Genomic DNA, 12,282 nt, shown 5'->3' with positions numbered 1-12,282 from the left:
GCCTTATGGCTTGAACAACGAAACGTCACTTGCTCTCCCGGCCATCGAGCGGGTAGAACACCAGGTCGATTGGGAAGGCGGAGCCCGCTGGAGGACTGAATTCGATATCCAGCGAATCCTCAGTTCCCGTCGTCTTGGCGATAATCTGCAGGCCGTCGAAGGCCGTCATTACTCCGGACTCCGGCACCAGTCTCATCTCGCCGTTGATTTTGAACGGCCCCTTGAAGACGCCGCCCTTCGGCAGGATCATGACCGCCATCTTGCGCGGCTTGTCGGCGTGAATCTTATAGACGACGCCATAGTTACCGTCGTTCTTGACTTCCTGCTTGCGGAACACATCATAGCCCGGCAGGAACGGATCGCTTTTCCCATCCCCGATCACCAGCCTGGACGGCTTATCAAAGTTGGTGGCATCGATTGTCCAATCCAGCTGCGATACCGGGAAAGTGCCACGCACATGTCCCTCGAACGGCAGTTGAGGAAGAGACAGCGAATTAGCTGAGATCTCACTGGCCGCGATGAACGAAAACTGGACCGGACCATCCGTCTCCACATCGTAGAACAGATTGACGCCTTGCCCCGGATAGAAGTCAGGCATCTGCTTATAGATAAACGTCTGGTTGGCCGGGATCGTGATCTTTTCGTTCAGCGGATCGCCGAGCAGGAAGTCAACGGTGGCCTCATTGCCGATCAGATTCGCGTATACCGAAGGCCATACTTCTCCTTTATTCGTCGTCTTGATGGTGATCGGCTTGGAGCTCATATTTTTAGCCAGGATGGCCATGGTGACCTTCTCCTGCATGCCATTGACATGATCGGCGTAGAGCCGTCCCTTGCCTTCAACCGTATCCTGATACAGGATACCCTTCTGTGTGAAGGTCTCCGGGCTATCGCTGACCAGCAGCTTACGCGATGTATCTTCCTTCACCTGCTTTGGCAGCTCGGGAAGGTCATAGAAGTTGCCCCAGAGGACGGACCAATTCGTCTTGATGAATCCGCCGACCGGCTTCATGTAGATCGGGTATTCAACTTCGTTCAGATAAGTTTCGTTCGTGATCACCACATTGCGGGTGTATGGCTCGCTCTTGTTGCCATGGCGGTCTTGCACGGTCAGCGTGACAGGATAAGTACCTGCGGAGAAATATACCTCCTGCTTGCCCTGCCAATCGAACTTCACAATCCCTTCCGCGTCCGGGTCATAGCTCAAGTCCACGAACTTGACCGGCTCGCCGATCCGGTAGCTCGTTTTGCCTAGGCTGAACTTCGCCACAGGCTTTGAATTTCCATTCTCCGGAATGTAGATACCCTCCGGCGTCTTCGTATACAGCACCTCGACCCGCCGCAGCTCGTCGTTGTATGTATATTTGGCGCCCATATAATCCGCCAGCCAAGTGAGCTTAACCATCAGGCGGCCATTGACGATAGCAGCCGCTTCGTCAAAGCGCATCCAATAGCCGTTGATCCATACCGACTTGTTGTCGCTATCCAGCGTAATTTTCGCCTTCGGCGTCACCATTTCGATCATACGGGTCGCTGCATTCCACTCTACCTTCATGCCGAAGGCATCGCCCAGAAACTTCGCCGGCACATACATTTTATCCTTGATGATCGTGGCCGGAGCATCCAGTGTTTGTTGTTCTCCGTTGAGGAAAGCCTCAGCCTTGTTCAGATATAAGAGCACATGCACAGTACCCGAGGACATCGGAGCCTCCTTGTCAGCGGCGTTCCCGGTTGTTCCCTGTCCGAAGGATGCCAGCAGCAAGCTGATTACCAGCACGATCGCCCATTCTTTTTTCATCCGCTTCATGATTTCTCTGCTCCTTCTTTCTACTTGTTTCCCATATTCCAATAACAACGAAGGTTTAGACGCTTGAAGGGGATGAAAGGTTGCGGTCCGTCTCGGCGCCAGATTGTACCAGCTCAGGTCTACCCATGCCCACGTTCACGGAATATACACATGTTCAGCCCGCCCCATGTGCCCGATGCCCAAATCCGGACAAACCAAAAACCCGAACGGTTCTCACCGTCGGGTTCCAGGTCAGCGTCTCCTTATCTGTAAGCGCGTACAATCTGTTCGGGTCGCTGCCAGCAATCCTCCTCACAGCAGACGGATTGCCGAGTTCGCGATGGTCTTCATTGCGGCCAGGCTTATGTTCCAATGACAACAAGCTTCCTTAGCGGAAGCTTGCTTACCGGACCATTATTGGTTCTCGAGTTCCTCTTTGCTGACAAGGGTGACTAAAGCGTTTACAGCCTGCTCGGCATCCGAACCCTCCGCACTTATGTGGACCTCTGTCCCTGTACTGATCGCAAGGCTCATAATCCCCATGATACTCTTGGCATTGACCTTTTTCTCGTCCTTCTCCACGAAGATCTCGGAAGAAAACTTGTTGGCTTCCTGCACGAAAAGTGCCGCCGGTCTGGCATGAAGGCCTGTTTTCAACTTGACGACTACTGGGCGTCTCGACATGCAACCAATACCCCCTACTTTTAATTGCTCATCCATGAAGGCGCTGGCCCTATAGATAAAGTTCAGATGCAGCACCTCGCCTGCTACCCGGCTAAGGGTCGCCACCAAGGTGCTCCTCCTAAATAAATACGTGAACGTACGTCATGAAATGCTAACATCGGCTAAAAAGCGGTTTTCAACTAGTATAGCATTTTTCGGCGATATGCACTAGAATTTTTGATGATTTACACAAAAATTCTATATTTGACGCCATTTCGCTTTACTTTCTCAGCTTCTCTGCCAATTCGTCGATTTTACGCAGCCTATGGTTCACGCCCGACTTGCTGACGCTGCCCTTCAGCATATCGCCGACTTCCTTCAAGTTCATATCCGGGTGTCTCAGCCGAATTTCGGCTACTTCCCTCAGTTTCTCGGGCAGGTTCTCCAACCCGACTTCCTTCTGCAGCAGCCGAATGTTGTCAATCTGACGGACCGCGGCACCGATGGTTTTGTTCAGGTTGGCCGTCTCGCAGTTCACCAGCCGGTTGACCGAGTTGCGCATGTCCTTCATAATCCGGACATCCTCAAACCTCAGCAGTGCCTGATGGGCTCCGATCAAACTCAGGAACTCGATAATTTTCTCGCCTTCCTTGATGTACAGCACGAACCCTTTCTTGCGCTCGATGCAGCGCGCGTTCAGGTCGAACTCATTGGCGAGCTTGCAGAGCGCCTTGCAGTGCTCCTCATACATCGAGTAAATCTCCAGATGATACGACGAGCCCTCCGGGTTGTTGACGGAGCCGCCGGCCAGGAAAGCTCCCCGCAGGTATGCGCGCTTGCAGCAATCCTTCTTGATGATCGACTCATCGATCCCATCCGTGAACAGAAAGCCCTCTGAGACAAGCTCCAGCCCCTTGAGAATATGCTGAACCTGCGCAGGCACCCGTACGATGTAGACATTATTTTTCTTCAACCGCATCTTCTTGCGGACAAGAAGCTCTGTATGCACCTGAAACGTTTTCTTCAGCAGCGAATAAATGCGTCTGGCGATTGCGGCGTTCTCCGTAGAGATATCCAGCACAATCTTCTGGCTGGACAGTTGAACGGAACCGTTCATGCGAATGAGCGAAGACAGCTCCGCCCGCTCGCAGCAGGCATCGGATTCCATCAACGTCAGCTCTTTCTTCGTCTGAGCGGCGAAGGACATGAAACATCACCTCTTCTTGAACATCCAGCTCTCCACCAGTTGATAAATATGCTGGCTCAGCTTCTCAGCATCGTGGCGCAGATAGGTGCGGAACAATACCAACTGATCCGCAATGACCTTGTAGCCCTGTCGGGTTACCTCATCCAGATCGAGATGAACGACTTTGGCACCCTTCTCCGCATACCTGGACTGGACCTGCTCGGGAATCTCGCCATTATTGACGATCACATAGTCGAACAGATCTTCCCCTACATGGTCGCGAACTGCCTTCAGGTGATCGCTCACCTTGTAATCGTCCGTTTCTCCGGGCTGGGTCATCACGTTGCAAATATACATCTTGAGAGCGGACGATTGAACTATCGTTTGTGCAATCTCCGGGACGAGCAGATTGGGCAGGATACTGGTGTACAAGCTGCCAGGTCCCACCAGGATCGCATCGGCTTGCCGCAAGGCTTCCAGCGCTTCAGGCAGCGCCCGGACATCCGCAGGCTCGATACTGACCCGGCGAATCACTCCGCCCGCCTTCGGAATCTTGGACTCGCCTTCTACGAGGGTGCCGTCCTCCATCTCCGCACGCAGCACCAGTGCATGGTCGGCCGATGGCAGCACCCGGCCGCGCACGGCCAGCACCTTGCTCAGTTCCCTGACGCCGCTGACGAAATCACCAGTAATATCCCGCATCGCAGCCAGCATCAGATTCCCGAGACTATGTCCCGCCAGCCCTGTGCCTTTGTCGAACCGGTAATCCAGCAGCTCGCCCAGCAACGGCTCCACGTCTGCAAGCGCGCTGAGCACATTGCGGATGTCCCCCGGAGGAATGATCTCCAGCTCGGACCGCAGGATACCGGAGCTGCCCCCGTCATCGGCTACAGTCACGATGGCAGTAATATCCATCGGCTTTTGCTTCAAGCCGCGCAGCATCACCGACAGCCCGGTCCCTCCGCCCAGCACCACGATACGCGGCAGATAAGGCTCCGTTGGGGGAGTTGTGCTCATCGCTTCACCTCGACGCGATCGCGCTCGGAGTCCCGATGGCTTACGCGTACAATTTCCGTTTCACTATTCCCCATTACCTTACCCAAATATTCAGCGATAGCTACCGAACGGTGCTTGCCGCCCGTACAGCCGATACCGATGACGATCTGGCTTTTGCCCTCTTTCTTGTACTGAGGCACGAGAAAATGGAGCATATCCAGCAGCTTGATCAGAAACTCCTGCGTCTCGCCCCACTTCATCACATACTCGTACACTTCCGGGTCCTGCCCCGTGTTCGGGCGCAGCGTCTCGATATAATGCGGGTTGGGGAGGAATCTGACGTCGAAGATGAGGTCGGCATCAATGGGGATACCGTACTTGAAGCCAAAGGAGATGACATTGATCGAGATGCTTCCCTTCTCCAGGTTCGTAAACCGGGAGACGATCCTTTCCTTGAGCTGTGCTGGCTTCAGGCTGCTTGTATCGATCACCTGCGTCGCCAATCCCTTCAGCTCCTCCAGCAGCTTGCGCTCCTGGTGAATGCCTTCGAGCGGAGCTCCTGTCGGAGCCAGCGGATGCTTCCGGCGGCTTTCCTTGTAGCGCTGAACCAGAGCGCTATCCGTCGCATCCAGGAATAGAATCTCATACGTCAGCGTATGGTTGTCATGAAGATAACGAAGCGATTCCGATAACGTATTGAAAAACTCCCGACCGCGCAAATCGATCACAAGCGCTACCTTGCCGATCCGGCCTTTGGACTGCTCGATCAGCTCGGCAAACTTGGGGATCAGTACAGGAGGAAGATTATCCACGCAAAAAAAGCCCAAATCCTCCAAGCTCTGCACGGCGATCGTCTTACCCGCTCCGGACATGCCGGTAATGATGACCAGCTTGCCTAAACTATGCAACTCCTCCATGGGGACATAGCTCCTTTGCTCGGATTTCTTCATGAGTGCTTATGCAGCGGCCCTAGCGCCGCGTGCAGAAGCCCTCTCTATAACGACCGGTCCGTGCATACCTGCACGGACCGCACTTCCCGCCTGCTTAGCTGCGCAGATTCAGACCTGCTGCACCTACAATACCTGCGTCATTGCCCAGAATAGCCGGGACAATGTCTACACCCTCTTGCGCGGTTTCCTGCGCGCATTCGTAGTAATATTTCCGGATCGCATCGAACAAGATATCTCCGGCCTTGGATACACCGCCGCCTACGACGAAGCGCTGCGGATTGACGATAACCGAGACGACAGCCATCGATTTGGCCAGATAGAGCGCTGCCCGGTTAATGATCCGGAGTGCCGTTTCATCGCCGGTCTTGGCTGCATCGAATACGTCCTTGGCCATGATATGCTCGACCAGTGCCAGCGATGTATGCTCGCCGCGCTCGACAGCTTCCTTCGCCATGCGGATGATGCCTGTTGCCGATGAGACCGTCTCCAGACAGCCCTTCTTGCCGCAGCCGCAATCGATCGCTTCGAGATCGGGAACAAGCGGGATGTGCCCCAGTTCGCCGGCCATGCCGCTGAAGCCTTGATAGATGCGGTCTCTGATGATGAGTCCGCCGCCTACTCCGGTGCCCAGCGTGTAGCATACCAGATTGGAGATGCCTTTGCCTGCTCCGGCCCAAGCCTCGCCCAGCGCAGCTACATTCGCATCGTTATCGATCTTAACCGGCTTGCCGAGCTTCTCCTCGAGAATCTTCTTCACCGGCACATTGCGCCAGCCCAGGTTAGGAGACAGCTTGATAAAGCCCTCAGGGATATCCATGAATCCCGCGATTCCCGCACCGATCCCGGCTACCTGTTCCCATGTGTATGCCGATTCCGACACAATCTTGCGCGCATATTGTGCGATATTCTCCAGTACGACGTCTGCACCATGCTCGGTACCGGTCGGTCCTTCATACGTCGTGAGCAGATTGCCTTCCACGTCGCAAATGCCAACCTTAATCGTGGTACCGCCCAAATCGACTCCCAAATACACTTGCTCTCCCATACCCGCTTCTCACCTCATAAAATAGTGCATGATTATTCGAATCCATATAACCCGCTGATTTACACAGCCCAAGATGACGCCGCTGCATAACCTTCATCAGGCCTGACAGGCGCCACCATTCCTTATATGGCGTGATTACCTCTCCCTGATAAAGGGATGTAAGGCATGGTTCCACAGAAACCAACGCTCCTGTTCCAACTATAAGGCAACGCTGCCGGGAGGTCAAGACGACCCCAACGGAAAAAACGCGGAACACCCTGTGCTCCACGTCCGCCCGTACCCGAGATTAGAGCGATAGGAAGAACCCTTCTCCACCCAGTCTGTGCGACTATGAATTTATGAAGGGGAATCCAGCCCCGGCAGCTTTCGGAAGATGGAATCCATCTTCTCCCGCAAGCCGCAAGCCTCGTCAATGAGCTTGGCATTCTTGCTGACCGTGACGACCGATACACCATAACGCTCGGCGGTCTCCTGGAAGCTCACGGGTCTGCGGTGCATCTTCGCTACCCAGTATTCCAGTGCGGCAGCCCAGCCCTCCAGCTTGGTGAGCTTGGGAACCGACGGAAATACCCTTGATAAATATTCGACCCAAAGCGTCTGCAGATCGTACTGCTGCACCATATCGTACCGTTTGGACATCTGGCTTAGCGCCAGCTCCATCACGGACTGCCATTTGCGGTCCCATACGGGCAGATTCGGCGATGGCGGGGACGGCGCTACCGTCGTCGCCTTGCCCTCCAGCACGGCGGCCAGCGGTTCCTTCACCCCGATGCTGCGCAGCACGAAGACTGCCATTTTCTTCAGATAATCGTCCTCGTCCGGCTCCTGGATGAAGGCGGTCAATGCATCGCGCACCTCATCGTCACCGATCAGGCCGAATGCCTGAATCACTTGAAGCTTCGTATCCGTGTCACCATGACGCAGCGCCCAGAAGAAGGATGAACGCACGAGCGGGTCTTTCTTCAGATGGTCCGGCAATCCGCCCTCGACCTTCTCCAGCCCGCGGAACTGCTCCTCGAACGGCAGGTGGTAGTGATAGCTCACCTGCGGCTTCGGCTCATTCTCCACGATTCTGGACATGACATTCAAATAAAACTTGGGAATTTCCGATCCCGGGTCAAACTTCTCCGTCTGCCGCCACAGGCGCTCAGCCTCGATCATACGTCCGGTATTGTAAGCGGCTACGGCCGCATAGTGGAACAAACAAGGGTCAAGTCCGGCTTCGCCGGTCTTAAGCAGCCGCTTGAATAGACGGTACGCCTTGTCATGCTCGCTTAATATCCCCATCGTGGTGGCCAGCTTGAACACGTGATCCTGATGGAACGGATAAGTCTTGCGCAGCACTTCCAGTAGGCCCGACAGCTTCTCCGTGTCGCCGAAATGCTGGTAGAAAATGGCCAGGTTGCACAGCGCGTGAAGATTGCCCGGCTCCAGCTCCAGCACCTCACGGATCATATGCACCGAGCGCTCGAAATGACCCATGTAATAATAAGCAAGCGCCAAATTATTACGCGCGGCCATAAAATCCGGATGGTTGCGGATCAAATTCTCCAGAATGCGCACCGCTTCGGAGAACTTGCCCTCCTCCAGCATGCTGCGTGCACGGTCATGCTCGAACATGCCTTCCCGGCTCTTGATCGTTGTCAGCTTGGTCGGACGATCCAGCTCAATCCGGAGCAGCTCCATCATCTCTTCGGATTCCTCGAGAAACTGTCCTGCGGGATCGTTCTCCAGATAATGGACAATGGCCGTCTCGGCCGATTCGTAATTCTCCATATTGGCGAAGTTATTAGCCATATAAAAATAACATTCCGTCATCGACGGATCGATTTGATCGAGCACATGCTGCAGGATGAGGTTGGACTCCTCGTAATTGCCCATCTCGGACAACAACCCTGCCAGATTGCAATGATTGACCGGATTCTCCGGTTCATATTCAGCCGCCCGGCGAAAATACTTCAATGCCTTATCGTAGTGAAACCGGTCCATTGACTGGACGGCTTTCTCGAAAAAGAACGTGGCGTCCATTTTCATCGAAACGACATTGGTGCTGGTGTGGGGCAGCACACGTTTTTTCTTCTCCATGGTATAAGGCACCTCCGTGACCCGTCCGGAAGAGATAACTGCGGAATACGCGGTAGGTAGCTATCGTCTCTTGCTTTCCGGAAACCTAATGATTCCTAAAGTATAACACAAACCGGCCCAAAACCGTAGGGTTTGCGGGCCGGATTCCAGTGGTAATTATATGGGCGTACTTGAGCCTAGCCAGACATTCCTTTTTACACGCCGCCGTATTTGAACAGAGAGCTCAGCGAGCCGCCGACCTGGATGATGTTGATGGCATCGGCCAGCAGATGGGAGACGGACAGCACCTTGAAGCGCGAGGAACAAGTATCCGGAATCGCGATCGAATCCGTGATGACGACTTCCTTGATGTTCGGATGGTCCAGCCGCTGCAGCGCCGGGCCGGAGAACACTGGATGCGTCGCGCAGACATAAGCGTCATGGGCGCCGCGTTCCTTCAGACCTTCGACGACATTGACGATCGTCGTACCCGTATCAATCAGATCCTCGATGATGATCGGCGTACAGCCTGCGACTTCACCGATAACATGGGTAATGACGGATTCATTGTGAGCCGGACGCTTCTTGATCATCATTGCGAACGGAGCATCGAGGATGTTAGCCATCTTCTCGGCCGTCGTGGCGCGTCCTGCGTCCGGAGACACGATGATCGGATTAACGATGTTCAGACGCTTAATATAATCGGAAACCAAATCCAGCGCTGTCAAATGATCCACTGGGATGTTGAAGAAGCCTTGAATCGCCGGAGCATGCAGGTCGATCGTAATGACACGGTCGGCCCCTGCAGCCGTCAGCAGGTCCGCTACGAGCTTGGCCGAAATCGGCTCCCGCGGTGCGGCTTTACGTTCTTGGCGGGAATAACCATAGTATGGAACGACAAGGTTGATCGTTCTCGCTGATGCACGTTTGGCCGCATCCATCATGACGAGCAGCTCCATAAAGTTCTCGTTGATCGGATGAGAGAACGTTTGCACGAGGAAAACGTCGCAGTTGCGGATGCTTTCCTCATAGAGACAGTAGATTTCACCACTCTTGAATCGGGAAAGCTGAATTTGACCCAGCGGCACCTCGAGTTCCGCACAGATGCGCTCCGCTAGTTTCGGGTTGGACGAACCCGAGAAAATCTTCATTTTGTCGCTGTACATGGTTACCTCCGCTTTCTTCTTTGGTACATGGTTCGTTTGACGCGCTCAGATCCGGTAGTCTTGAGCAGTACGAGCACTAGGCTCTTCACATAATCTTTAGAATGTCCCTCATTCATTATACATCAAAAGTGTCGAATCCAATAGGCAACATTGTCCGTTTCCGGCACCTAAATGTGGCTAATTCGTTAAAACCGACATTTTTCAACAAAATGATCGCCTGATCCAAATACTGAGTAAGCCGCTCCGGTTGATGGGCATCAGACCCGATCGTGACCGGAATTCCCAGCTCCAGCGCGTACTCCAGCATCCGGCGACTGGGGAACATTTCCTCTACGGGCATTCGCAGACCGGAAGCATTCAGCTCGATCGCGAGACCTGCCGCCTTCACCGCTTCCAGCGCTTCCCTCTCCAGATGCTCCACACTTTGCTCCGGCTTGAAGCCGAACCGCTTGATCACATCGATATGCCCGATATAATCGTAGAAGCCCGTCTGGCAAGCCTTCTTGACCGCGTCATAGTATTGGCTGTATACCTCATAGGCATCCCGTTCCTTCCAACCGTCGGTCTGCCGGTAATCGGTAATGTCCCATTCGCCCAGGAAATGCACCGAGCCGATCACATAATCCCAAGGGTAGGCCTGGACAATCTGCCCGATCTCCGCTTCGTACCCTTCGATATAGTCGCCTTCCAGGCCGACGCGGATGTCGATGCGGTCCTTATACTTCTCCTGCAGCCGGAACGCTTCTTCGACATAATTCGGCAATTCCTCCATCGGCATGGCCATGCCCGGCAGGTATGTCGCTGGGTCTACATGGAGCAAGGGCATGTGATCGGAGAGGCCCAGTTGGACCAGTCCGAGCTCAATGCCCTTCAACACGTACTCCTCGAGCTCACCCGACGCATGACCGCAACGCACATGATGCGTGTGATAATCGATGCGCATAGCTGTTAGCTCCTATTTCTTTTTATTGTGACGGTGATCCAGCTCCTGCAGGACATGATCCAGCGGCAGCTTCTGCTCGCGCAGCAGCACCATCAGATGGAAGATCAAGTCGCTGGCCTCACAGCGCAGCTCGACCGGATCGCGATTCTTGGCAGCGATGATGACCTCAGCCGATTCCTCGCCGACCTTCTTAAGAATTTTGTCGACGCCCTTCTCGAACAGATAGGTCGTGTAAGCACCCTCCGGACGCTCCGCATCGCGCTGGGCGATCGTCGCTTCCAGCGTATTCAGGATCGCGAAGCGGTCAGCTCCTACCGTATCCTTGATGCCTTCCGGTGCCTGCTCGCCGGCGAGCGCCCCGAGCTTCACGTCATGGAAGAAGCAGCTGTAGCTGCCGGTGTGGCAGGCCGGGCCGGCCTGATCGACCAATACCAGCAGCGTATCGCCATCGCAATCATACCGGAGCGACTTCACCTTCTGGATATGCCCGCTTGTCGCGCCCTTATGCCACAGCTCGCTGCGGGACCGGCTCCAAAACCAGGTCTCGCCCGATTCCAGCGTTTTGCCCAGCGATTCACTGTTCATATAAGCCATCATCAGTACTTCCTTGCTGGCCGCGTCCTGCACGATTGCAGGCACCAGACCGTGCGCATCCCACTTGATGGTGCTCACGAGCTCTTCCAGGCTCGTTGCCGTTACGCTATTGCCGCTCATCGCACTTCCACTCCTTTTTCCCTCAGGTCATCCTTAACTTCCTGGATCGTCATTTCTTTGTAATGGAAAATTGTAGCAGCTAGTCCCGCGTCCGCCTTCGCCTCTGCGAACACGTCGTAGAAATGCTCCTTCTTACCCGCTCCACCGGAGGCGATGACAGGAATCGACACCGATTCCGATACCGCCTTGGTCAGCGCCAGATCGAAGCCGTCCTTCGTCCCATCCGCATCCATGCTGGTGAGCAGAATCTCGCCCCCGCCGAGGCGCTCGATCTCCTTCACCCATTCCAGCGCCTTGATGCCGGTTCCGTTCCGGCCACCATGCGTGAATACTTCCCACTCGCCCCAGGCCTGGTTAAAGCGGGCATCCACGGCGACCACGATGCACTGCGAGCCGAAGCGGCGCGCACCGTCCGACACGAGCTGCGGGTTGCGTACGGCCGCTGTATTGATCCCGATCTTGTCCGCGCCTGCGCGCAGCAGCCGCTTCATATCGTCCACGGTGGCGATGCCTCCGCCGACCGTGAAGGGGATCGTGATCTGCTCGGCCGTCTTCTGCACGACCTCGATCATCGTCGCGCGACCTTCATGCGAAGCCGAGATGTCGAGGAACGTGAGCTCATCGGCTCCTTCGCGGTCATAGAGCGCCGCCAGCTCGACGGGATCGCCCGCATCGCGCAGATTGACGAAATTCACGCCCTTCACGACCCGGCCGTCCTTCACATCGAGACAAGGAATAATCCGTTTGGTCAGCATCGCTGTACCCCTTT

Annotated in this window: 12 protein-coding genes; all 12 read right to left on the bottom strand. The window is 55.0% G+C overall.

Going from position 1 to position 12,282, the window contains the following annotated elements; all coding sequences use genetic code 11:
• Window positions 1-25: 25 nt before the first annotated feature.
• Window positions 26-1,807 (bottom strand): stalk domain-containing protein, encoded by a 1,782-nt coding sequence (locus WMW72_RS32265; protein ID WP_341419704.1) that lies wholly within the window; start codon window positions 1,805-1,807, stop codon window positions 26-28.
• Window positions 1,808-1,961: 154 nt separating this feature from the next.
• The gene (locus tag WMW72_RS32260) at window positions 1,962-2,159 is read right to left on the bottom strand and encodes a hypothetical protein (protein ID WP_341419703.1); all 198 of its coding nucleotides are present in this window, start codon (window positions 2,157-2,159) and stop codon (window positions 1,962-1,964) included.
• Between the two features lie 41 nt (window positions 2,160-2,200).
• The gene (locus WMW72_RS32255; RefSeq protein ID WP_010500412.1) at window positions 2,201-2,470 is read right to left on the bottom strand and encodes an HPr family phosphocarrier protein; all 270 of its coding nucleotides are present in this window, start codon (window positions 2,468-2,470) and stop codon (window positions 2,201-2,203) included.
• Window positions 2,471-2,729: 259 nt separating this feature from the next.
• Window positions 2,730-3,656: a DNA-binding protein WhiA gene (gene whiA, locus WMW72_RS32250; RefSeq protein ID WP_341419702.1), complete on the bottom strand. Its 927-nt coding sequence runs from the start codon at window positions 3,654-3,656 to the stop codon at window positions 2,730-2,732.
• Window positions 3,657-3,662: 6 nt separating this feature from the next.
• Window positions 3,663-4,652 carry a gluconeogenesis factor YvcK family protein gene (locus tag WMW72_RS32245; protein WP_341419701.1) on the bottom strand — a complete coding sequence of 330 codons (990 nt, stop codon included), beginning with the start codon at window positions 4,650-4,652 and terminating at the stop codon, window positions 3,663-3,665.
• The gene (gene rapZ / locus WMW72_RS32240; protein ID WP_341419700.1) at window positions 4,649-5,548 is read right to left on the bottom strand and encodes an RNase adapter RapZ; all 900 of its coding nucleotides are present in this window, start codon (window positions 5,546-5,548) and stop codon (window positions 4,649-4,651) included. The genes WMW72_RS32245 and rapZ overlap by 4 nt, the downstream gene beginning before the upstream one ends.
• 127 nt (window positions 5,549-5,675) lie before the next feature.
• Window positions 5,676-6,626 (bottom strand): ROK family glucokinase, encoded by a 951-nt coding sequence (locus WMW72_RS32235; RefSeq protein WP_341419699.1) that lies wholly within the window; start codon window positions 6,624-6,626, stop codon window positions 5,676-5,678.
• A 336-nt stretch (window positions 6,627-6,962) separates the two neighbouring features.
• Entirely contained in the window at window positions 6,963-8,711 is a 1,749-nt protein-coding gene (locus WMW72_RS32230; protein WP_341419698.1) for a tetratricopeptide repeat protein, read from the bottom strand.
• A 194-nt stretch (window positions 8,712-8,905) separates the two neighbouring features.
• Window positions 8,906-9,856: a ribose-phosphate diphosphokinase gene (locus WMW72_RS32225; protein WP_341419697.1), complete on the bottom strand. Its 951-nt coding sequence runs from the start codon at window positions 9,854-9,856 to the stop codon at window positions 8,906-8,908.
• Window positions 9,857-9,971: 115 nt separating this feature from the next.
• A complete protein-coding gene (gene hisJ / locus WMW72_RS32220) occupies window positions 9,972-10,799 on the bottom strand; it encodes a histidinol-phosphatase HisJ (RefSeq protein WP_341419696.1) in 828 nt (275 codons plus the stop codon).
• Between the two features lie 12 nt (window positions 10,800-10,811).
• A complete protein-coding gene (hisIE, locus tag WMW72_RS32215) occupies window positions 10,812-11,513 on the bottom strand; it encodes a bifunctional phosphoribosyl-AMP cyclohydrolase/phosphoribosyl-ATP diphosphatase HisIE (RefSeq protein WP_341419695.1) in 702 nt (233 codons plus the stop codon).
• Window positions 11,510-12,268 (bottom strand): imidazole glycerol phosphate synthase subunit HisF, encoded by a 759-nt coding sequence (hisF, locus tag WMW72_RS32210; protein WP_341419694.1) that lies wholly within the window; start codon window positions 12,266-12,268, stop codon window positions 11,510-11,512. The genes hisIE and hisF overlap by 4 nt, the downstream gene beginning before the upstream one ends.
• Between the last annotated feature and the right edge of the window lie 14 nt (window positions 12,269-12,282).

Source organism: Paenibacillus filicis (genome assembly GCF_038070315.1).
In the GTDB taxonomy this organism is placed as follows: domain Bacteria; phylum Bacillota; class Bacilli; order Paenibacillales; family NBRC-103111; genus Paenibacillus_G; species Paenibacillus_G filicis.
Note: the sequence above shows the minus strand (reverse complement) of the source record. Positions and strands in the feature narration are given on the sequence as shown.

What these genes read in the sequence shown, in the direction of transcription:
- WMW72_RS32265 (WP_341419704.1), bottom strand. Translation starts at nt 1,807, where the DNA reads ATGAAGCGGATGAAAAAAGAATGGGCGATCGTGCTGGTAATCAGCTTG.
- WMW72_RS32255 (WP_010500412.1), bottom strand. Translation starts at nt 2,470, where the DNA reads ATGTCGAGACGCCCAGTAGTCGTCAAGTTGAAAACAGGCCTTCATGCC.
- whiA (WP_341419702.1), bottom strand. Translation starts at nt 3,656, where the DNA reads ATGTCCTTCGCCGCTCAGACGAAGAAAGAGCTGACGTTGATGGAATCC.
- WMW72_RS32245 (WP_341419701.1), bottom strand. Translation starts at nt 4,652, where the DNA reads ATGAGCACAACTCCCCCAACGGAGCCTTATCTGCCGCGTATCGTGGTG.
- rapZ (WP_341419700.1), bottom strand. Translation starts at nt 5,548, where the DNA reads ATGGAGGAGTTGCATAGTTTAGGCAAGCTGGTCATCATTACCGGCATG.
- WMW72_RS32235 (WP_341419699.1), bottom strand. Translation starts at nt 6,626, where the DNA reads ATGGGAGAGCAAGTGTATTTGGGAGTCGATTTGGGCGGTACCACGATT.
- WMW72_RS32230 (WP_341419698.1), bottom strand. Translation starts at nt 8,711, where the DNA reads ATGGAGAAGAAAAAACGTGTGCTGCCCCACACCAGCACCAATGTCGTT.
- WMW72_RS32225 (WP_341419697.1), bottom strand. Translation starts at nt 9,856, where the DNA reads ATGTACAGCGACAAAATGAAGATTTTCTCGGGTTCGTCCAACCCGAAA.
- hisJ (WP_341419696.1), bottom strand. Translation starts at nt 10,799, where the DNA reads ATGCGCATCGATTATCACACGCATCATGTGCGTTGCGGTCATGCGTCG.
- hisIE (WP_341419695.1), bottom strand. Translation starts at nt 11,513, where the DNA reads ATGAGCGGCAATAGCGTAACGGCAACGAGCCTGGAAGAGCTCGTGAGC.
- hisF (WP_341419694.1), bottom strand. Translation starts at nt 12,268, where the DNA reads ATGCTGACCAAACGGATTATTCCTTGTCTCGATGTGAAGGACGGCCGG.